This window comes from Lysinibacter cavernae, from assembly GCF_011758565.1.
GTDB classification, from domain to species: Bacteria; Actinomycetota; Actinomycetes; order Actinomycetales; family Microbacteriaceae; genus Lysinibacter; species Lysinibacter cavernae.
This window is the reverse complement of record NZ_JAAMOX010000001.1, coordinates 763,189-784,493: the sequence shown is the minus strand read 5'-3', so window position 1 is coordinate 784,493 and position 21,305 is coordinate 763,189. Positions and strand designations below refer to the sequence as shown.

Sequence of the window (21,305 nt, the reverse complement as noted above, 5' to 3'; positions counted from 1 at the left end):
CCCAACGTGGCGGCGCGAACTTGCGTTGAGGGAACGGCTAAACTAGTGCACTGACGCGAACACAGGAGCCGAAGTATGAGGATCGTTTTTGCCGGAACCCCGGAGGTTGCCGTGCCGACCCTCGAAGCGCTCCACGGCTCAACGCACGAGGTAGTCGCAGTGGTGACCCGCGAGGATGCTCCACTCGGTCGCAAACGAGTCCTGACCCCGTCGCCGGTGGCGGTTGCCGCCCAAGCGCTTGGTCTCCCCGTCATTAAGGCAAACCGCATGACGGCTGAGATTACGGACGCCGTCGCTTCCTATCGGCCGGAACTCGGCGTCATTGTTGCGTACGGCGGGCTCGTGCCTCGCGCACTGCTTGACACCCCGACGCACGGCTGGATCAACCTGCACTTTTCTCTACTTCCTGCATGGAAGGGCGCCGCCCCCGTGCAGCAGTCGCTGATCGCCGGTGAAACAGAGAACGGCATCACACTATTCCGGTTGGTCGAGGCACTGGATGCGGGGGCCATCCTCCGCCAGCGGAGCATCCCATTCTCCGACACAGCAACGGCCGGCGACGTGCTCGCTCAGTATGCGGTTGACGGAACCAAAGATGTGCTCGACGCCGTCGACTCCATCGCCGACGGAACCGCGGTGTTCGCCGAGCAGGAGGGTGACGGAACCTACGCGAAAAAGCTTGGCAACAGTGATGGTCATCTCGACTGGACGCAGCCGGCAGACGCTGTCTATGCGCGTTTTCGCGGCGTGACACCCGAACCAGGTGCCTATACCGACGTCAACGGCCAGCGAGTCAAGGTTCTTGAACTGGCTCGCGTCGACGCTGCCTCTGGGGATGCCGCAATCGAGCAGGTCAGCGCCGGCACCATCATCCTGCGAGACGGACGCGTTCTTGTGGCAACCGCAACCTCGCCCCTGCAACTCACGGTTGTCCAGCCTGCGGGTAAAAAGCCAATGGCAGCAACTGACTGGTTCCGCGGCCAGCGCCAAGAACAGCTCACGGCCGAATAATGCCGGCACAGCACCAAACTCAGCATCACATCTCAGCCCAACGAACGGACCGCACCATGCAGCCAAACGCACGTCTCATCGCCTACGAGGTGCTCGCAGAGGTCCGCGACTCGGATGCCTACGCGAACCTGGTGCTTCCATCGCGACTCCGTGACTCAGGGCTCAGCGCAGCCGACCGAGGCTTTGCGACCGAGTTGGTATATGGAACGCTGCGGATGCAGGGCTACTACGACCGTGTGATCGAGCTGGCTGCCAAACGTGACGTCACCTCGATTGACCCCGTCGCCCTCGTCATCCTTCGCCTCGGCGCGCACCAAATCTTGAGCATGCGGGTTGCCGGGCATGCGGCAGTCAACGAGACCGTTGATCTGCAGAAACGCGTCGGGCGACAGTCAGCCGTTGGGTTTGTCAACGGAGTGCTGCGTGCGCTCGGTCGGCGCGAGCCGCAGGAGTGGCTCGACGACGTACTCGAGGGGCTGTCAACCGACGATCAGCGCTTCGCCGCCGAGTATTCGCATCCAGAGTGGATCATCCGGGCCCTGCGAACCGCGCTGCGCGCCGAGGGGCGTACCGATGAGCTGCCGACATTGTTGGCCGCCGACAACATCCCTCCGCTTGTGAGCCTCGCGGAACTGCCGGGCAGCCCTATCGCAATTGCCGAGCGGATCCCTGACGATGTCACGCTGGAGACGTCAAACATTTCCCCAATCGGCTACACACTTGACGGTGGAGACCCTTCCGTTGTGACAGGCCCAAGCAACGGCTGGATGCGCGTGCAAGATCAGGGCTCGCAGGTCGCGGCGCTCATCTTATCGCGCGCTAGGGGCATTGCCGAGGGGGAGCAGTGGCTTGATCTCTGCGCAGGCCCCGGCGGCAAGAGTGCCGTGCTCGGTGCAGAGGCCAGACTCGGTGGTGCGCACGTCATCGCAAACGAGGTTGTGCCTGCCCGCGCCAACCTCGTGCGCCGCTCAATTTTGGCCGTGCAAGACACTGTGGATGTTGTGGTCGGCGACGGACGCACGGCGCCGGAACGATTCCCCGACGGGTTCGACCGCATCCTTGTCGACGCGCCCTGCACCGGTCTTGGCGCGCTTCGCCGCCGCCCAGAGGCTCGCTGGCGCAAGAGCCCAGGCGACATTCCGCCGCTTTCGGTGCTGCAGGATGAGCTGGTCAATGCCGCGGCGGAGGCGCTGAAGCCTGGCGGGCTGTTGGCGTACGTCACGTGCTCGCCGCACCGTGCAGAGACCCGTCAGGTGGTCAACGGCCTGCTGAAGAAGCATCCGGAACTGACCGAGCTCTCGGCTCGCGAGGTGCTGAACGGCGTCGCACCGCACGAGGTCGACCTCGGCGATTCAGACGAGCTCTCTGTGCAGCTGTGGCCGCACCGCCACGGAACCGATGCGATGTTTGTGGCGCTGCTCACGAAGGACGCGTAGCGCCGATCTATTCGCCCCATAATCCGGTTTTTTCTGCGGTTTAACCGGCTTTTGGGGCGAACAGATTTCTGTCGAGCTAGTTGAACTGCCCGCGCACAGGGCCCGGGGCATCCTCCAGCAAGCGCAGGTCGTCAGTGACCGGAAACGGCAGGCGGTAGCGGGGCAGATCAGCGACAACATCCCCGTAGTCGTCTTCCTTCACGGTGACGCCCTCGGTCGAGAGTTCAACGATGCGCACGCGCGCCCAATCATCCGCGCTGACTCGGTAGGCGTAGATGTTCGCCAGGTAGCCGATGCCGAGCGCTTCAAGCGCCTGTTCCGCATCCAACCAGTCAACGGGATGCGCGGTGTGCTGCCGGCCGAGCAGATCGAACGTCACGAAGCCGTCGCCTTCAGGCAGAATCCAGCCAACCAGCTCACCATCTTCGCGGTTGTGGGGGATCCAGGTCTCGGGTGTGCTCATAGTTTGAGGTTAGCAGCGGCCATACGTCGCCTCACTTATGCGTCAAATCGAGCGAGTTTGTCAGGGTTTCGCTGCACGAGAATCTGGGCGACCCCATCGTCGAGCACGTCAAACTCAAACACGGCAGTCGTTCGGCCGTGCTCGTTGATCACGAGTGCATCCCTCCCGTTGACCTGCCGGATGGTCGTCACCGTGTCGCGGGCCCGCTTCAGCCAGATTCCGAGCAGGAACCGCAGGATGCGCACGCGGCCAAGTACCGGCCGGCGCACGGCGTTAGCCTTACCGCCGCCGTCACCAACCAGGATGGCATTCGGCGCGATCACGCTCAGCAGCGACTGCACATCGCCGGTGCTGGCAGCGTCGGCAAACCGCTGAACCGTTTGTCGATGCTCCCGCGCGCTCACCTCGATGCGCGGACGCCCTGCCTTGACGTGCTCGCGGGCACGGTGCAGGATCTGACGAGTTGCGGCCTCCGACTTTTGGATACTTGCAGCGGTTTCCGGGTAGCTGAACCCAAACACATCGTGAAGTACAAAGGCTGCGCGCTGATCTTCGCTCAGGGTGTGCAAGACAACAAGCAAGGCCGTCGATACCCGCTCGGACAGTTCTGCAGTGGCGTGTGGCCCGTGCTCGGATGCTGGCTCTGGCACATCGATGGTTTCCCACGGCTCCGGCAGCCACGGACCGACGTACTGTTCGTTGCGCCTGGCCGGTGAGTCGAGGAGGTCGAGAGCAAGACGTGTCACGATTTGGGCGGCGTAGGCCCGTGGATGCTCGACTTGCCTGTCGGTTGGCCTCGCCTGCCAGCGTAGGTATCCGGCCTGGACGAGGTCCTCCGCATCGCTGATGCTGCCGGTGATGTTGTACGCAATGCTCAGGAGCAGGCGTCGGTCATCGGCGAATGGGTTGCTGACCCCTGTCATCTTGCGTACCTCTCGTCTGCGGGCGGTAATACGGGTTGCGTTGGCGTATTCGGCCGGGAAGCCGCTGTCTCAGCGTGAAGCGTCCGAGGGCCCGAAAACCAGCGGTAGCGTTTGTGCGCCGTTCGTTCTTGGCCAAGCCACGTGAGGGTCATGTTACAGATTGCTTCTTTCGTGCGCGCGCCGGCCCAGCCGGTTAGGCGAAACGGCCTCGAGCTATCTGCGGCATCCACAAACTCAATGATGCCCCGTGAGCGTCCGAGGCTCGCGCACCGAGCAACAAATCCTGCGTCGAGAGGAAGCAACGGTTCGCGGCGCAGCGCTCGGAGCACGTTGTCGGCGACGTGGGCACCCTGTGGAAGGGCTGCTGCACAGGACTGGCGCACATATTCGTAACCGGGGGCGCTGATTCGGGCACCGTCGCCCGCGCCAAAGATCCGATCGAACCCCGCCTTGTCAGAGGGTGTCCGGCCGTCTTCGGGTGGCAACGGTTGAGCAGCACAGCGGAGGGTCGAATCTACGAGCAGCCGGCCCGCCAAATCAACGGGCAATCCGCTTGCCGCTGCCACGGTTGCGTTGGCAAATCCGGTGCAACGGATGACGATGGAGCCGGAGGGGATGGCAGCTGGGTCGCAGTGTTCAACCACCTCGACACCGAGCTGCCGGAGGTCTCGGTGGGCAACTCGCCGAGTCTTTTCGCTGGCACCCGGGAGCAGCAGGCCGGTGGTCTGCAGTCGGACGCGGTGGTGAGCGTGGGCACCTGCCGCAGCTGCCCAACGTGATTCGGCGAGTTCCGCCGCCGTCTCAACCCCGGTGTGGCCTCCGCCGAGCACAACCAGCGGGGCCGACGGTAAGGGGTCGCCAAGGCGTGCGCGAAGTGCAGCTGCGCCGGCCAGTGAATTAACAGAATACGAATCTGAAGTCTTGTCCAGCTGATTACTGCCGAGGGCATACACCAGATAGTCGTATTCGAGCGAGTTGTTCACCAGGTCAGGATGTTGACCAGCCGCACGTGCGACCAGCTCAATCCGTCGCTCGGCCGGGATAATTCGGCTCACTTCGGCGACAACGAGCCGGATGTTTGACCGCAGCAGCCCGTCAAATGAAACCGTCGGGTGCATCCCGCCCGCCGCGTATTCGTGCAGCCGGATGCGCTGCACAAATTCGGCCTCCGCGTTCACGAGGGTGACGACCGGAGCATCCGGTGCCCCCGCGATGCGATTGGCCGCCATGACCCCCGCATATCCCGCTCCGAGCACAACAACGTGCGGTGAATGTGTGAACTGCCGTGCCATGAGAAATCTCCTCGATCGTGAACCTGTTACCTATAAGACGGCGCACAGCCACCCGTTGTGACACCTGCATCTATTTGCGAGTTTTTGCTGCACAAACGCGTTTTCACCGCAAAAACTCGCAAATAGATGCAGGTTAGGATGGGATCGTGACCCAGCGAATTAACCCGAGTATCTTGTCCGCCGACTTTGCCAACCTCCAGCAGGAGCTTGAACGCATCTCAACCGCCGACCTCGTTCACGTTGACGTCATGGATAATCACTTTGTGCCAAACCTCACCATGGGACTTCCCATCGTGACGCGCCTCCAGCAGGTTTCGCCCATCCCACTCGACGTGCACCTCATGATTGAGGATGCCGAACGCTGGGCCCCCGCCTACGCCGAGATGGGTGCCTACTCGGTGACCTTTCACGCCGAGGCGAGCAGCGACCCCGTCGCCCTTGCCCGCAAGTTGAGGGACATCGGCGCGCGCGCAAGTATGGCCATCAAACCGAACACCCCCGTTGAGCAATACCTTGACGTGCTGAGCGAGTTTGACCAGATTCTTGTCATGACGGTTGAGCCTGGTTTTGGCGGCCAATCGTTTATGGAAACGATGATGCCAAAGCTCCGGCTTCTTGACGAGGCAAGGAAGAAGCACGGGCTCGATGTGTGGCTTCAGGTGGATGGCGGGGTCACGACCGACACCATCGTTGTTGCCGCGGAGGCCGGCGCTGACACCTTTGTTGCCGGTTCGAGCGTGTTCAACGGCGTGCCTGCAGATCGCATCGCAGAGCTTCGCGAGGCGGCCAGCATTCACGGTGCGCACACGCACGCCGGTCCAAGACGGTAACCTGGGACAGTGAAAACTTTCGACGACCTCTTTAACGAGCTCACTGACAAAGCCCAGAAGCGTCCTGAAGGGTCTGACACGGTCGCACGCCTTGATGCCGGCGTCCATCAGATTGGGAAAAAAATCGTTGAGGAAGCCGCCGAGGTTTGGATGGCAGCCGAATACGAGACGAACGAAGCCACTGCCGAAGAGATTTCGCAGCTGCTGTACCACCTGCAGGTCATGATGATCGCAAAGGGCCTCACCACCGAAGACGTGTACCGGTACCTCTAACCGCTCACTCCCGCTACCGAGTCCCGACCTACCGAGAGATTACTTTTTATGTTGCGTATCGCCGTTCCCAATAAGGGTTCGCTGTCCGAAACCGCCAGCCAGATGCTGGCCGAAGCAGGGTATTCTCTGCGTCGCGACATGAAGCAGCTGGTCTACACCGACCATGCCAACGAGGTTGAGTTTTTCTACCTTCGTCCGCGCGATATTGCCACCTACGTTGGTTCCGGCGCGCTCGATGTTGGCATCACCGGCCGCGACCTGCTGCTCGATTCTGGATCCCTCGCCCACGAGGTTGCGAGCCTCGACTTCGCTCGTTCGACATTCCGCTTTGCCGCGCCGGTTGGCGAATATTCCGATATCAGCCAGCTCGACGGTTTGCGTATCGCGACGAGCTATCCAGAACTCGTTGACAACTTCCTGTCTGCCCGCAATGTCAAGGCCAAGCTCGTTCGCCTTGACGGCGCCGTCGAGTCGGCCGTTCGCCTTGGTGTCGCGGATGCCATTGCCGACGTTGTCGAGACGGGTGCCACGCTGCGTGCCGCTGGCCTTGAGATTTTCGGCCCTGTCATCCTTGAGTCGTCAGCCGTGCTGATTAGCGCGCCAACCGAGGCAGACGGCCTACAGACGCTCATGCGCCGCCTGCACGGCGTGCTTGTGGCTCGCCAGTACGTCATCATGGACTACGACTTGCCTGTTGGCCAGCTTGATGAGGCCGTGCGTATCGCTCCTGGCATCGAATCGCCGACGGTTTCGCCACTGCGCGACGACGAGTGGGTAGCTGTTCGGGTCATGATTCCCCGCGCAGAAGCCAACCAGACTATGGACAAGCTGTACGCCCTTGGTGCTCGCGCGCTGCTCGTGACTGCCATCCACGCCGCACGCCTCTAGCGGCATATGCGCCGGGCCATGAACTGGTGCCGGTTTTGGTTTTGTGAGAAAGGACCATTGTGTCTGTTGCTGTTCGGGTCATCCCGTGTCTCGATGTTGCGGGCGGCCGCGTGGTCAAGGGGGTCAACTTTTTGAACCTCCGCGATGCCGGCGACCCCGTTGAACTTGCGAGTAAGTATTACGAGCAGGGAGCCGATGAGCTCACCTTCCTCGACGTCACCGCAACGGTTGACGATCACTCCACTACGTACGATGTTGTCCAGCGCACAGCAGAGCAGGTCTTCATCCCGCTCACGGTTGGTGGGGGCGTCCGCACGGTTGAGGATGTTGCAAAGCTGCTCGGCCACGGCGCCGATAAGGTCGGCGTCAACAGCGCTGCGATCAAGCGACCAGCGCTCATCGGGGAGATTGCCGACCGGTTTGGTGCCCAGGTGGTTGTGCTTTCGCTTGATATTAAGCGGTCTGAGCGAACGCCGTCCGGCTTTGTTGTGACCACGCACGGCGGCAAGCAGGAGACAGACATTGACGCGATTGCTTGGGCCGCCGAGGTTGTTGAGCGAGGAGCAGGCGAGCTGCTCGTGAACTCGATCGACGCGGATGGTACCCTCGCTGGCTTTGATCTTGAGCTCATCAAGGCGGTTCGTGAGGTCTCGTCGGCCCCGGTTATCGCTTCGGGTGGAGCCGGAAAACTTGAACACTTTGCGCCGGCAATTGATGCTGGCGCCGACGCCGTGCTTGCGGCCTCCATCTTCCACGACGGCACGTTCACGATCGGTGAAGTGAAGCAGGCGCTTGCTGAGGCCGGCCAGGTGGTGCGCTGATGGCTGACGTCACCGAGGCATCCCTTGACCAGGTTGTGTATAACGAGCACGGCCTCGTGCCAGCCATCGTGCAGCAGCACGACTCTGGCGAGGTGCTCATGCTTGCCTGGATGAACGAGGAATCTCTTCGCCGCACCCTTACCGAGGGTCGGGTCACGTTTTGGTCGCGTTCGCGTGCCGAGCTGTGGCGCAAGGGGGATACCTCTGGCCACCGCCAGTATGTGCGCAGCGTAGCGATGGACTGCGACGGCGACACCCTGCTCATCAGGGTCGAGCAGATTGGCGCTGCGTGCCACACGGGAACGCGTACGTGTTTCACCGGGCGCGAATTGGATGCCGTTCTCGGCGACCCGTCCTCGGATACTGAGTTCAGCGGTCCGTCAGCATGATTGGCGTCTCGCATCACACCACAGAGCGTGCCGAGTTTGATGCTCTACTTGCTTCCCAAAAGGTAGTCCCCGTTTCGCGGGTGCTGTTTGCCGACAGCGACACCCCCGTGTCGATCTACCGAAAGGTTGCCGCTGGAGCCCCTGGCACGTTTCTGCTTGAGTCGGCAGAACAGGGTGGTGTCTGGACACGATTTAGCTTTATTGGCGCTGGTTCCTTCGGCGTGCTCACTCAGCGGGGTGACCGCGCCGCATGGACAAGCTATGGCCTTGCCGAGGAACGGGTGGCCGGCACCGATCTTTCGGCGATCTCGCCGTTGGATGCGGTTGACGCGGTCATTCGCCGCTGGTCGGCCCCTGGCATCCCCGGCTTTCCACCGCTGACCGGTGGGCTCGTCGGGTTTATTGGGTGGGAGGCCATCCGCCAGCTTGAGGATTTGCCAGATCAACCGCCGGCCGATTACTCGGTTCCCGGCCAGGCGCTGAGTTTTGTGTCTGAGCTCATCGCGATTGATCACCGAGAGGGCACGGTCACGCTGATTGCCAATGCGCTCAACGACGATACCGACTCCTCCGATGATCTTTGGAGTGATGCCCAGGGTCGCCTTGACGCGCTGCAGCAAAAGCTCACCCAGCCGACTGAGACGCCGGTAGCAACAGCCGACTTCAGCGCGGTTCCGCAGCCAACCCATCGCACCGAGCAGCAGGATTTCCTTGATGCCGTGGCGGTTGCCCAGAAGCACATTGTTGACGGCGACATCTTCCAGGTGGTTTTGTCTCAGCGTTTTGATATCGAGTGCACAGCGGACCCGCTCGACGTGTATCGCGTGCTCCGTCACTTGAATCCGAGCCCGTACCTCTACCTGCTGAGTCTCGAATCTGACGAGACGGGCCCGTATTCCATCGTCGGGTCGAGTCCCGAAGCCCTCGTGACGGTCCAGAACAGTCACGTCATCACGCATCCTATTGCCGGATCAAAGCCACGAGGCTCAACGGTTGAAGAAGACCGAGCTCTTGAGCACGAGTTGAAGGGGGACGAGAAGGAACGGGCCGAACACCTCATGCTTGTTGACCTCGCGCGCAACGATCTGTTGAGGGTATGTGACTCGTCGAGCGTCGAGGTGACCGAGTTCATGCGCATTGAGCGGTTCAGCCACATCATGCACCTCGTGTCAACCGTTGAGGGTTCGCTGCGGCCGGATGCTGGACTCGTGGATGCCTTCCGGGCTACCTTCCCAGCTGGCACGCTTTCCGGCGCGCCAAAGCCGCGAGCCTTGCAAATTATTGACGACCTCGAACCGGCACAGCGTGGAGTTTACGGGGGAGTTGTTGGCTACTTTGGGCTGAGCGGCTCAGCTGATCTTGCGATTGCCATCCGAACGGCTACGATCGTTGGAAACACCGCCCATGTCCAGGCTGGTGGCGGAATTGTTGCGGATTCGGTTCCACGGTTGGAGTTTGAGGAATCGCAGAACAAGGCAGCGGCTCCGCTCAGGGCCGTTGCCATCGCAAATACCTTCTCAACGCTTCCTATACAGTCAACCGATTCTTCACACACAGCCGAGGTACGTTAATGACCAATGATCGCGCAGCAGACAAAGCACGTTCGTCGAGACTGAAGCGATGGAGCATCCTCGCTGTGCTTGCCGCGAGCGGACTCGTGTTTGTTGCGTGGGGACAGCCTTGGTTTACGTTGAACCTCGTTGACACCGTGCCAAATGCGCCGGTTATTGAGGTTACGGGCCAGCAGGCAGCAGCAGCCCTTAGCGCATTTGCCCTGTGTGGACTTGCCGCCGGTGGTGCGCTGACAATCGCCGGCAGCGTCTTCCGCTATGTGCTTGGCGTCCTTGTTGTGCTCCTCGGCGGATGCGCGGTACTCGCAACAACATCATCCCTCGGAAACCCCATTATGGGGGGCGCAACGCAGATTACCGCGCTCACCGGTGTGACTGGTCGGGCATCTATTACGTCTCTCGTTGAGTCCTGGTCGCAAACGTTCTGGCCATACGTTGGCATCGCTACTGCCGTTCTGTTGGCTCTGAGCGGTGTCCTTGTGTTGCTGACCGCTAGGAACTGGCCAAAGTCATCCTCGAAGTACCAGGCGGTTGTGCTGAGCGCCGAGGGCGAGGGCGCGACTAGCCTTGCCGATCTCGCCGACGGGTCACAGGGTGCGGACGCCGATGGCAACGCTGACGATGCTGCTGATTCCGAAATCAACAGTGTCGACGATAGCGATGACGACGTGGACGAAAGCGACGATCGCATCTCGGAGTGGGATCGTCAGAGCCGCGGAGCCGACCCCAGCCAATAGCCCGGCCCTCCTCAACCTCTTCTCGCCCCCTCTGCCCCCCTCTTGGCACCCGGCTGCCCAGCAGCCCCAATCTGTTCGCCTCAGAGTCCGCCTTTTCGACCCAAAAGACCGGACTTTCAGGCGAACAGATTTGTCCGTTGCGGCCCACCGAGGGGCCCTGCTGCCGAGTCGCAGGGTCGACCTTGGGGCGGATGCCTAGCAATTTCCCCACTCCCAGTGCGTCAAATAGGATTCGCCGCATTCGTCCAGATAGACTTGCGGGGTACCAAGACTTGAGGAGTTTCATTGAGTATCGAACACGAAGAGCCCGGCCACGGGGACTCACCCGCCGCATGGACCGCAGTTGTTGTGATGCTAATCGCATTCGCAATCGGCACAGTTGCCTTCTTCTTGCACATGGCATGGCTCGTCTGGGCAGCTGCCGGACTGCTTGTGGTTGGCCTGCTGATCGGCTTCATCATGTCGAAGGCTGGCTACGGGGTTAACGGCCCCAAGTATGTGCCCAAGAAGGTGCACAACTAACGTGCTCAGTTCTCTGATGGCGGGCGCCAGTGAAGACGCAGCCACCCGTCGGGAAACTCGCCCACTCAGTGTTGTCGAGGCGGCCGCGCTTGCTCAGGTGCCCGCACTCGACGCGCTCGCGTTTCTTCAGCCAGAAGACAGCGTCAAGATTATCGCGGAGGTGAAGCGCGCGAGTCCGTCTCGCGGTGCCCTCGCTGATATTCCCGACCCTGCTGCTCTTGCAGCGCTTTACGAAAAGGGCGGTGCGAGCGCTGTGAGTGTGCTCACCGAGGGTCGCAAGTTTGGCGGTTCGCTCGAAGACCTCGAGGCCGTTCGCGAAGCCGTTTCGCTGCCCGTGCTGCGTAAAGACTTCATCTCTGACCCGTATCAGGTGTTTGAGGCACGCGCTTCTGGCGCGGATCTGGTGCTGCTGATCGTAGCCGCGCTTGAGCAGCCCCTGCTGCAGGAGCTCTACGATCTCATTGGCCAGCTCGGCATGGCCGCGCTTGTTGAGACGCACGATGCGACAGAGGTTTCCCGCGCTCTCGACCTTGGCGCAAACCTTGTGGGCGTCAACGCCCGCAACCTTTCCACTTTCGAGCTGGACCGCGACCTCTTTGGGCGTCTGGCCGATCAAATCCCCGCCGGAGTTGTGCGGGTCGCCGAGTCTGCTGTGCATTCAGCCGACGATGTTGCGCACTACCGCCGTGATGGAGCCGATGTGGTTCTTGTTGGCGAGGCGCTTGTCACCGGTGATCCCCTCGCATCCCTGGCTCATTTCTTGGCGGTTTAGTTCTTATGGCATTGCGTGACGAAGTTGGTCCCTATTTTGGTGAGTTTGGTGGCCGGTTTGTTCCGGAATCGCTTATTGCCGCGCTCGACGAGCTGAGCGAGGCCTACGAGGCCGCGCGCAACGATCCTTCCTTTGCCGCAGAGCTCACCGAGCTGCACCGCAGCTATACCGGGCGTCCGTCGATCATTACCGAGGTGCCTCGGTTTGCCCAGCACGCGGGTGGCGCGCGCATCATCCTGAAGCGCGAAGACCTCAACCACACTGGCTCGCACAAGATCAACAACGTGCTCGGCCAGGCGTTGCTGACGAAGCGAATTGGCAAGACCAAAGTGATTGCCGAAACGGGCGCAGGACAGCACGGAGTAGCAACCGCGACCGCTGCTGCGCTGTTTGGCCTTGAGTGCACGGTCTACATGGGCGAGGTTGACACCGAGCGCCAGGCCCTCAACGTCGCACGGATGCGGTTGCTTGGTGCCGAGGTAATTCCCGTCACTGCCGGCTCCCGCACGCTCAAAGATGCCATCAACGAAGCGATGCGTGACTGGGTAACCAACGTCGAAACCACCAACTACATTTTTGGCACGGTCGCGGGGCCCCACCCGTTCCCTGCCATGGTGCGTGACTTCCAGAAGATCATTGGCGAAGAAGCCCGCGAGCAAGTGCTCGCGCTCACCGGCAAGCTTCCGGATGCCGTTGCGGCCTGCGTCGGTGGCGGTTCGAATGCCATCGGCATCTTCCACGCGTTCCTCGACGATGCTGACGTCGCCCTTTACGGCTTCGAAGCAGCCGGCGACGGTGTTGATACCCCCCGTCACGCGGCCACGATCAGCATGGGCCGCCCTGGCGTACTTCATGGCGCACGCAGCATGATGCTACAAGACGAGGACGGCCAGACCATTGAGTCCCACTCGATCTCGGCCGGTCTCGACTATCCAGGCGTTGGGCCAGAGCATTCCTGGTTGAACAGCATTCACCGCGCTAACTACCGCCCTGTGACCGATTCAGCGGCAATGGATGCGCTGCTGCTGCTCACCCGCACAGAGGGCATCATCCCGGCGATCGAGTCCGCGCATGCCCTTGCCGGTGCCATCGAACTTGGAAAAGAACTCGGACCAGACTCCACGATCCTCGTGAACCTCAGCGGACGCGGCGATAAAGACATGGAAACGGCGGCCGAATACTTCGGGCTTATCGGAAGCCAGTCAGCCTCAACTTCGGGAGCAGCTCAGTGACCACTACGTCTACCTCTCAGGTCGAGCAGGTTATTTCGGCCCGCCGCGACGCGGGCTCCGGCGCCCTCATCGGTTACCTGCCCGTCGGTTTCCCTGATTTGCAGACCAGCATCGACGCAGCCGTTGCGCTCGTCGAAAACGGTGTCGACATCCTTGAGCTTGGTCTGCCGTATTCCGACCCCGTCATGGACGGCCCGGTTATTCAGGCTGCCACCCTCAAGGCACGCGAGAACGGCTTCCGTCTTCGCGACGGTTTCACCGCTATCCGCGAGATCCGGGCACGCGTGAACGCGCCGGTCCTGATCATGACGTACTGGAACCCTGTGCTGCAGTACGGAGTTGAACGCTTTGCAGACGCGCTTGTTGAGGCAGGGGGAGCGGGGCTCATCACGCCAGACCTCATCCCAGACGAAGGAGCGGACTGGCTTGCCGCCTCCGAACGAACCGGCCTCGACCGCGTTTTCCTTGCCGCGCCATCGTCGACCGATGTGCGCCTGCGCCAGGCCATCGAACACAGCCGCGGATTTGTGTACACCGTCTCGACGATGGGTGTCACTGGCGCCCGCATTGATGTGGATGCTGCAGCGAAAACCCTCGTTCGCCGTCTGCGCGAGCAGGGCGCGGAATACGCGTGTGTTGGCCTCGGAATCTCCACCGCCGAGCACGTGTCGCAAATTCTGAGCTACGCCGACGGTGCTATCGTCGGTTCAGCGCTCGTTCGCGCCCTCGCAGAGGGCGGGGTCAGCGCCGTAGCGGATGCGGCCGCGTCACTTGCCGAGGGCACAGCCGTTCAGAAATAGCCGTTTAGAATCATTGAAGGACCCAAAGGCTTCGGCTGCTGGGCCAGCACAATTTGTTGCTAGAGAGAGAAGTATTAGGTGAGCTTGCCACTGCACGTTATGTCGGGAATCCTGCCCGCGAGCATCCCCAGCCCAGAGGTAAGCTCCTTTAGCATTCCCTTGCCGTGGGGAGGCGAGCTGCCGATCCACTTCTACGCCCTGTGCATTTTGGCCGGCATTATTGCCGCCGCGATTATCACGAACCACCGTTTGACCAAGCGAGGCGGCGAATCGTGGGTCACCCTCGACTTCGCGTTTTGGACGGTCATCCTTGGCATGATTGGTGCCCGCACGTATCACGTGCTGACGCACACCAACGACTATTTCTACGAGGGCGCTGACTACTGGAAGGTAGTCATGATTAACGAGGGCGGCATTGCCATCTTTGGTGCCCTGCTTGGTGGGGCCGTCGGTACGCTCATTGCGTGCCGCATTACCGGCATCCGCTTTTGGTCGTTTGCCGACGCACTGGCTCCTGGTCTCCTCGTCGCCCAGGCATTCGGCCGCCTCGGGAACTGGTTCAACCACGAGCTGTTCGGCTCACCAACGAACCTTCCGTGGGGTCTTGAGATCGAGAAGACCAACTCGGCCTTCCCAATCGGACTGCCTGAGGGAACCCTGTTCCACCCAACGTTCCTGTACGAAATCATCTGGAACCTCGTTGGTCTCGCCATCATCCTCATCCTTGAGCGCAAGCTGCGCACCCGCTGGGGCATGACCTTCGCGATGTACCTCATCTGGTACGGCATTGGCCGCGCCTGGCTCGAGACGCTTCGCGTTGACCCGATCGGTTCGTTCCTCGGCCTCCGATACAACATGTGGACCGCGCTGCTGGCCGTGGTTGTCGGAATTGTGATTATCCTGATTCAGCGGAAAGAGCACCCTGGGCTCGAAAATGACGTTTACCGACCGGGTCGCGGTCCGAAGTACGTTTCGGATGATGTACTATCGGAAGACGAAAAAACGCATTTCATTCTTGGCCGCGCACACACGGACGAAGATGAGAGCGAACCCCTTCCGGAAGCCGCCACAAGCGAGCGATCCGCCACTCAGTAACATTCCGCGCAGCATTCGCTTGCGGGTGTTGACAACACTAAAGTGACCGATCATTCGGCCTCGCGTCTGCGGGGCCGGTTGGTCCACGGTTTGTAGAACGTGGAAAACGGCGCTTCACGATACCGGGCCAGCGTTGTCCCGATTCACATTCATTCGTGACTTGACACGTGAGGACGGTAATACATGACATCAACGACCCTTTTTTCGGGTGACAGACACCTGCAAGGTGCTGCAAACGGCTACGGCGCGTTTCCAGCCAGCCAGGGCCTGTACGATCCACGTTCTGAGAAGGATGCCTGTGGCCTCGCCATGGTCGCTACGCTGCGTGGGACGCCTGGACACGACATCATCGATAACGCGCTGAACGCGCTGCGCAACCTTGAGCACCGCGGCGCCATCGGCTCCGATGCAGGAACTGGCGACGGCGCCGGCATCCTGACTCAGATTCCGCACGACTTCTTTCGCGAGGTCGTAGAGTTCGACCTGCCAGAGCAGGGCGACTATGCCGTTGGTATGGCGTTCCTGCCGACTGTGTACGCCAAGCGCGCGGCGATCAAACTGCGCATTGCGGCAATCGCCGTTGAGGAAGGCCTCAACGTGCTCGGTTGGCGAGTTGTGCCCACAAACCCTGAGAACCTCGGGACGTTGGCACGCGAAGCTATGCCGGCGTTCGAACAACTCTTTGTTTCGAGCGCAGATGGAACCTTAACTGACATCGCACTTGACCGCCTCACCTTCCGGGTGCGTAAGCGGGTCGAACGCGAGTTGGGGGCTTACTTCATCTCGCTGTCGGCCCGCACTGTTGTTTATAAGGGGATGGTGACGACGCTCCAGCTTGAGCCGTTCTATCCAGACCTGAGCGACGAGCGCTTCGCATCGAAGCTTGCAATCGTTCACTCGCGCTATTCCACCAATACGTTCCCGTCGTGGCCTCTGGCTCAGCCGCTGCGCATGATGGCCCACAACGGCGAGATCAACACGGTCGAGGGAAACCGCAACTGGATGAAGGCGCGCCAGTCTCAGCTTGAGTCCGAGCTGCTTGGCGACCTCGCCCCGGTTATGCCCATCTGCACGCCTGGCGCGAGCGACTCGGCCAGCTTCGACGAGGTTCTTGAACTGCTGACGCTCTCGGGGCGTTCGCTGCCGCACGCCATGATGATGATGGTTCCTGAGGCCTGGGAGAAACAGGCCGAGATCGATCAGGACAAGCGCGATTTCTACGAGTATCACTCAATGCTTATGGAGCCGTGGGACGGCCCCGCCGCGCTGACCTTCACCGATGGCACGCTTGTTGGTGCCACGCTTGACCGCAACGGCCTCCGCCCCGGTCGCTTCCTGATCACCGACGACGGGCTCGTCGTGCTTGGCAGCGAGACGGGCGTGTTGGATGTTGACCCGGCAAAGGTCATCCGTCGTGGGCGCCTGCAGCCAGGCAAGATGTTCCTCATTGATACCGAGGCGGGGCGCGTCATCGAGGATGACGAGATCAAGTCGTCAGTTGCCACCCTCGAACCGTGGGGTGACTGGCTCGATCAGGGCCGCATCCGCCTGTCGGCGCTGCCGGAACGCGAACATATCGTGCATCCTCCGGCCTCGATCACGCGCCGCCAGCAGACCTTCGGGTACACCGAAGAAGAGGTGCGCCTTCTGCTCACCCCGATGGCGAAGAACGGCGTTGAGCCCCTTGCCGCTATGGGATCTGATACGCCGATCGCTGTGCTCTCCGAGCGCCCTCGGCTCATGTTTGATTACTTCGTGCAGCAGTTCGCGCAGGTGACCAACCCTCCGCTCGACTCGATTCGTGAAGAGGTTGTGACATCGCTCAGCCTCGGGCTCGGGCCGCAGCGGAACCTGCTTGACGCGACTCCGGAGCACGCACGCCAGGTCATCCTTGACTTCCCCGTCATCGACAACGACGAGCTGGCAAAGATCCAGCACATTGATCACGAGCCGGACAGCGACCGCACGGTCACGCTGCGCGGACTATACCGCTTTGACCGCGGCCCGCAAGCCCTCGAACATCGCCTCGATGAGCTGTGTGCCGAGGCGGATGCCGCGGTGGCGGCTGGTGCGGAGTTCCTGATCCTTTCCGACCGTGACTCGAATAAAGACCTCGCGCCGATCCCGTCGCTGCTGATGGTCTCAGCGGTGCATCACCACCTCATCCGCCAGTCGACCCGAATGAAAGTCGGCCTGATTGCCGAGGCCGGCGACGTGCGTGAGGTACATCATGTTGCGCTGCTGATCGGCTACGGCGCTTCCGCGATCAACCCGTATCTTGCTATGGAGACGTGCGAGAACCTCGTCCGCAGCGGCATGGTCACCAATGTGTCGCCAGAGAAGGCCGTCAAGAACCTGATTAAGGCGCTTGGCAAGGGCGTGCTCAAGATCATGTCGAAGATGGGCATCTCGACGGTGTCGTCCTACGCTGGCGCTCAGGCGTTCGAAGCGATTGGTCTTGGCGAGGAATTCATCGAGCGCTACTTCACGGGCACCACCAGCAAACTTGGTGGAATTGGCCTCGAAGTTGTGTCGACCGAGAACCTCGACCGTCACCTGCAGGCGTACCCAGAGGATGGCGCTCCGCTCGCTCACCAGCGATTGCAGACGGGTGGCGAGTACCAGTGGCGCCGTGACGGCTCGCCGCACCTCTTCAACCCAGAGACGATCTTCCGCCTCCAGCACTCCACACGAAACCGTCGCTACGACATCTTCAAGGACTACACGCGACTGGTCGACGATCAGGCCGAAGAGCTCATGACGCTGAGGGGCATGTTTGGCTTCTCAAGCGATCGTCAGCCGATTCCGATTGAGGATGTTGAGTCGGTCGCGTCGATCGTGAAGCGATTCTCCACCGGCGCGATGAGCTACGGCTCGATCTCGCAGGAGGCCCACGAAACCCTCGCCATTGCGATGAACCGCCTCGGCGCGAAGTCGAACACCGGTGAGGGCGGAGAAGACCTCGACCGGCTGCTCGACCCCGAACGTCGAAGCTCGATCAAGCAGGTCGCCTCTGGACGCTTTGGCGTGACGAGCATGTACCTGACCAACGCCGACGACATCCAGATCAAGCTCGCCCAGGGCGCGAAGCCAGGCGAGGGAGGTCAGCTGCCGCCGACGAAGGTATACCCGTGGGTTGCGCGCACTCGGCACGCAACGGCCGGCGTCGGGCTGATCTCACCGCCACCGCATCACGATATTTACTCCATCGAAGATCTTAAGCAGCTCATCTTCGACCTCAAGCGGGCCAACCCTGCCGCGCGCATCCACACCAAGCTCGTCAGCCAGTCTGGCATTGGCGCGGTTGCGGCCGGTGTCGCCAAGGCGCTCTCCGACGTCATCCTCGTATCTGGGTACGACGGCGGGACGGGTGCAAGCCCGGTGAACTCGCTCAAGCACGCCGGAACTCCTTGGGAACTTGGGCTCGCAGAGACCCAGCAGACGCTCATGCTCAATAAGATGCGCGATCGGGTCGTGATTCAGGTGGATGGCCAGCTGAAGACCGGCCGCGACGTCATCATTGGAGCCCTGCTCGGTGCCGAGGAGTTCGGCTTTGCGACCGCGCCGCTTGTTGTGGAGGGCTGCATCATGATGCGCGTCTGCCACCTCGACACGTGCCCCGTTGGTGTTGCCACGCAGAACCCCGAACTGCGGAGCCGGTTTACTGGTCAAGCAGATCACGTGGTCAACTTCTTCGAGTTCATCGCTGAGGAGGTTCGCGAATACCTGGCGCAGCTCGGATTCCGGTCCGTTCAGGAGGCCATTGGACACAGCGAAGTACTCAACGTCGATAAGGCGATCGAGCATTGGAAGGCTTCCGGTCTTGACCTGAGCCCGATTCTTGTTGGGCCAGAACTTGACCCAAATGAGCCGGTTGTGAGCGCACGAACGCAGGACCACGAGCTTGAGCAGCACTTCGACAACCAGCTCATCGAGCTGAGCGAAGCCGCCCTTGAGCGCGCAGAGCCGGTCAGCATTGACCTGCCGATTCGCAACACCGAGCGTGCCGTTGGCACGATGCTCGGCAACGCGGTGACCAAACGGTATGGCAACGACGGGTTGCCGGTTGACACCATCGATGTGACGCTGCGTGGAACCGCAGGGCAGTCGCTTGGCGCGTTCATGCCGGCAGGAATCACCTTGCGGTTGCAGGGCGACGCAAACGACTATGTTGGCAAGGGCCTCTCGGGCGGAACGATCATCGTGCGCCCTGCCCTTGACGCCACGCTCGTTGCGGAAGATAACGTCATCGCCGGAAACGTCATCGGTTACGGTTCGACCAGCGGAAGCATCAACATCCGTGGAATCGTTGGCGAGCGCTTCCTGGTTCGTAACTCTGGTGCGACCGCAGTTGTTGAGGGTGTTGGCGACCACGCCCTCGAGTACATGACCGGGGGAACCGCGCTCATCCTTGGTGAAACGGGCCGGAACCTTGGCGCCGGAATGTCTGGTGGAACCGCCTACATCTACCGCCTGGACACCGGAAAAGTGAATGCCGATTCGCTTGGGTCTGGCGAGCTCCAGCTCACCGAACTCGACAGGGCCGATCTCGAGGTTGTGCGCGCACACCTCGAACTTCACGTCGAACGAACTGGCTCCGAGCTTGCACAGCGGATGCTTGATAACTTTGCGCAAACTGCCCCCGAGTTTGTGAAGGTTGTGCCGCGCGACTACGCAGCGGTGCTCTACACGCGTCAGCAAGCCGTTGACGAAGGACTCGATCCAGACAGCGATACCGTCTGGGCACGTATTTTGGAGGTGACCGGTGGCTGATCCCAAGGGTTTTTTGAAGACACGAGAGCGCGAGCTGCCAGCCCGTCGCCCAATTCCTATCCGCCTCATGGATTGGAAAGAGGTTTACGAGCAGGGTGACCCAACGCAGCTCCGCCGTCAAGCCGGTCGCTGCATGGACTGCGGTGTGCCGTTCTGCCACCAAGGCTGCCCGCTTGGCAACCTCATCCCTGAGTGGAACGACCTCATGTACCAGGGGGAGGGTCGAGCCGCGATCGAGCGACTGCACCTCACCAACAACTTCCCCGAGTTCACCGGACGTCTCTGCCCTGCACCGTGCGAGTCCGCCTGTGTGCTTGGCATTAACCAACCTGCCGTGACCATCAAGCAGGTTGAGGTGTCGATCATCGACCAGGCCTTCAACAACGGATGGGTCGAGCCACACCCTCCTGAGCGCCTCACCGGCAAGACCGTTGCGGTGGTTGGCTCTGGGCCAGCTGGCCTTGCTGCGGCTCAGCAGCTCACCCGCGCCGGCCACACGGTCGCCGTCTACGAGCGTGACGACCGTATCGGCGGGCTGTTGCGCTACGGCATCCCGGACTTCAAAATGGAAAAGCGCCACATCGATTTGCGTATCGGCCAGATGCAGGCTGAGGGAACGCGTTTCCGCGCCGGCGTAAACATCGGCGTTGATATCACCTGGGATGAACTCCGTCGTCGTTATGACGCCGTTGTTGTTGCCACTGGTGCCCTCGTTCCTCGCGACCTTCCCGTGCCAGGACGCGAGGTGCACGGCGTGCACTTTGCGATGGAATATCTCGTGCAGGCCAACCGCGTTGCTGCTGGTGAGTCTGTCTTCGACCAGATTACGGCGGAGGGCAAACACGTTGTTGTTCTTGGTGGAGGCGACACCGGCGCGGACTGCATCGGCACGGCGCACCGCCAAGGTGCGGCATCCGTTACCTCGCTTGCGATTGGAAAGCAGCCGCCGCTTGCTCGCGGCGAGCACCAGCCGTGGCCAATGCAGCCGACGCTGTTCGAGGTTTCAAGCGCGCACGAAGAGGGTGGCGACCGCACGTACCTCGCATCGACCGTTGAGTTTGTTCGCAACGGCGCTGGCGAAGTGTGTGCCGTGCGTGTTGCCGAAACCGAATTTGTTGACGGCAAACGCCTGCCAAAGGCCGGAACCGAGCGGGACATCCCAGCAGATCTGGTATTGCTTGCGCTTGGATTCACCGGCCCAGAAACCGAAGAACTCGGCTCTCAACTGGGGATTCCTACCGATGCGCGCGGCAACGTCGTTCGTTCGGGGGAGTACCACACCGACAGAGAAGGCGTGTTTGTCGCCGGGGATGCCGGACGCGGACAATCGCTCATCGTTTGGGCAATTGCCGAGGGTCGTGCTGCGGCGGCGGCCGTAGACGAGTACCTTGAAGGACAGACGGTTCTTCCCGCGCCCGTGAAACCCACTGACCGCGGCTTTAGCCTCTAACACCACACCACGAAGAAAAAGCGAAAG

19 protein-coding genes are annotated in these 21,305 nt (G+C 61.4%); 16 read left to right on the top strand and 3 right to left on the bottom strand.

Translation table 11 applies throughout. The features are described from left to right. Positions 1-75 precede the first annotated feature (75 nt). On the top strand, positions 76-1,011 hold the full coding sequence (gene fmt, locus FHX76_RS03685) for a methionyl-tRNA formyltransferase (protein WP_167148031.1): 936 nt from the start codon (positions 76-78) through the stop codon (positions 1,009-1,011). Between the two features lie 56 nt (positions 1,012-1,067). After that, complete coding sequence (locus FHX76_RS03680) at positions 1,068-2,447, top strand: transcription antitermination factor NusB (protein WP_167148029.1); 1,380 nt, start codon at positions 1,068-1,070, stop codon at positions 2,445-2,447. Between the two features lie 76 nt (positions 2,448-2,523). Here FHX76_RS03680 and FHX76_RS03675 read toward each other — a convergent pair whose 3' ends face one another. The 3 genes from FHX76_RS03675 to FHX76_RS03665 are packed head-to-tail and all read right to left on the bottom strand — an operon-like array spanning position 2,524 to position 5,125. Next, positions 2,524-2,910, bottom strand: coding sequence for a hypothetical protein (locus FHX76_RS03675; protein WP_167148027.1), 387 nt, complete (start codon positions 2,908-2,910; stop codon positions 2,524-2,526). A gap of 35 nt (positions 2,911-2,945) precedes the next feature. Next, a complete protein-coding gene (sigJ, locus tag FHX76_RS03670) occupies positions 2,946-3,833 on the bottom strand; it encodes an RNA polymerase sigma factor SigJ (protein WP_167148025.1) in 888 nt (295 codons plus the stop codon). Next, positions 3,830-5,125 carry an NAD(P)/FAD-dependent oxidoreductase gene (locus FHX76_RS03665; RefSeq protein ID WP_167148023.1) on the bottom strand — a complete coding sequence of 432 codons (1,296 nt, stop codon included), beginning with the start codon at positions 5,123-5,125 and terminating at the stop codon, positions 3,830-3,832. The genes sigJ and FHX76_RS03665 overlap by 4 nt, the downstream gene beginning before the upstream one ends. A gap of 143 nt (positions 5,126-5,268) precedes the next feature. Between FHX76_RS03665 and rpe the strand changes: the two genes are divergently transcribed. The 14 genes from rpe (at position 5,269) to FHX76_RS03595 (ending at position 21,278) form a co-directional block, all read left to right on the top strand. Further along, a complete protein-coding gene (gene rpe / locus FHX76_RS03660; protein ID WP_386762861.1) occupies positions 5,269-5,955 on the top strand; it encodes a ribulose-phosphate 3-epimerase in 687 nt (228 codons plus the stop codon). Between the two features lie 9 nt (positions 5,956-5,964). After that, positions 5,965-6,228 (top strand): phosphoribosyl-ATP diphosphatase, encoded by a 264-nt coding sequence (locus FHX76_RS03655; protein WP_167148019.1) that lies wholly within the window; start codon positions 5,965-5,967, stop codon positions 6,226-6,228. Between the two features lie 48 nt (positions 6,229-6,276). Next, positions 6,277-7,116: an ATP phosphoribosyltransferase gene (gene hisG, locus FHX76_RS03650; protein ID WP_167148017.1), complete on the top strand. Its 840-nt coding sequence runs from the start codon at positions 6,277-6,279 to the stop codon at positions 7,114-7,116. 59 nt (positions 7,117-7,175) lie between these two features. Continuing rightward, on the top strand, positions 7,176-7,937 hold the full coding sequence (gene hisF, locus FHX76_RS03645) for an imidazole glycerol phosphate synthase subunit HisF (RefSeq protein WP_167148015.1): 762 nt from the start codon (positions 7,176-7,178) through the stop codon (positions 7,935-7,937). Further along, on the top strand, positions 7,937-8,326 hold the full coding sequence (gene hisI, locus FHX76_RS03640; RefSeq protein ID WP_167148013.1) for a phosphoribosyl-AMP cyclohydrolase: 390 nt from the start codon (positions 7,937-7,939) through the stop codon (positions 8,324-8,326). The genes hisF and hisI overlap by 1 nt, the downstream gene beginning before the upstream one ends. Further along, positions 8,323-9,897, top strand: coding sequence for an anthranilate synthase component I (locus tag FHX76_RS03635; protein WP_167148011.1), 1,575 nt, complete (start codon positions 8,323-8,325; stop codon positions 9,895-9,897). Before hisI ends, FHX76_RS03635 begins: the two co-directional genes overlap by 4 nt. Continuing rightward, positions 9,897-10,634, top strand: coding sequence for a Trp biosynthesis-associated membrane protein (locus FHX76_RS03630; protein WP_167148009.1), 738 nt, complete (start codon positions 9,897-9,899; stop codon positions 10,632-10,634). The genes FHX76_RS03635 and FHX76_RS03630 overlap by 1 nt, the downstream gene beginning before the upstream one ends. A 285-nt stretch (positions 10,635-10,919) precedes the next feature. Further along, complete coding sequence (locus FHX76_RS03625) at positions 10,920-11,156, top strand: DUF6704 family protein (protein WP_167148006.1); 237 nt, start codon at positions 10,920-10,922, stop codon at positions 11,154-11,156. Position 11,157: 1 nt separating this feature from the next. Next, entirely contained in the window at positions 11,158-11,928 is a 771-nt protein-coding gene (trpC, locus tag FHX76_RS03620) for an indole-3-glycerol phosphate synthase TrpC (protein ID WP_167148004.1), read from the top strand. Between the two features lie 5 nt (positions 11,929-11,933). After that, positions 11,934-13,160: a tryptophan synthase subunit beta gene (gene trpB, locus FHX76_RS03615; protein ID WP_167148002.1), complete on the top strand. Its 1,227-nt coding sequence runs from the start codon at positions 11,934-11,936 to the stop codon at positions 13,158-13,160. Further along, on the top strand, positions 13,157-13,960 hold the full coding sequence (trpA, locus tag FHX76_RS03610; protein ID WP_167148000.1) for a tryptophan synthase subunit alpha: 804 nt from the start codon (positions 13,157-13,159) through the stop codon (positions 13,958-13,960). The genes trpB and trpA overlap by 4 nt, the downstream gene beginning before the upstream one ends. A gap of 99 nt (positions 13,961-14,059) precedes the next feature. Continuing rightward, the gene (lgt, locus tag FHX76_RS03605) at positions 14,060-15,055 is read left to right on the top strand and encodes a prolipoprotein diacylglyceryl transferase (RefSeq protein ID WP_167150309.1); all 996 of its coding nucleotides are present in this window, start codon (positions 14,060-14,062) and stop codon (positions 15,053-15,055) included. 183 nt (positions 15,056-15,238) lie between these two features. Further along, positions 15,239-19,828: a glutamate synthase large subunit gene (gene gltB, locus FHX76_RS03600; RefSeq protein WP_167147998.1), complete on the top strand. Its 4,590-nt coding sequence runs from the start codon at positions 15,239-15,241 to the stop codon at positions 19,826-19,828. Next, the gene (locus FHX76_RS03595) at positions 19,821-21,278 is read left to right on the top strand and encodes a glutamate synthase small subunit (protein WP_167147996.1); all 1,458 of its coding nucleotides are present in this window, start codon (positions 19,821-19,823) and stop codon (positions 21,276-21,278) included. Before gltB ends, FHX76_RS03595 begins: the two co-directional genes overlap by 8 nt. Positions 21,279-21,305 lie beyond the last annotated feature (27 nt).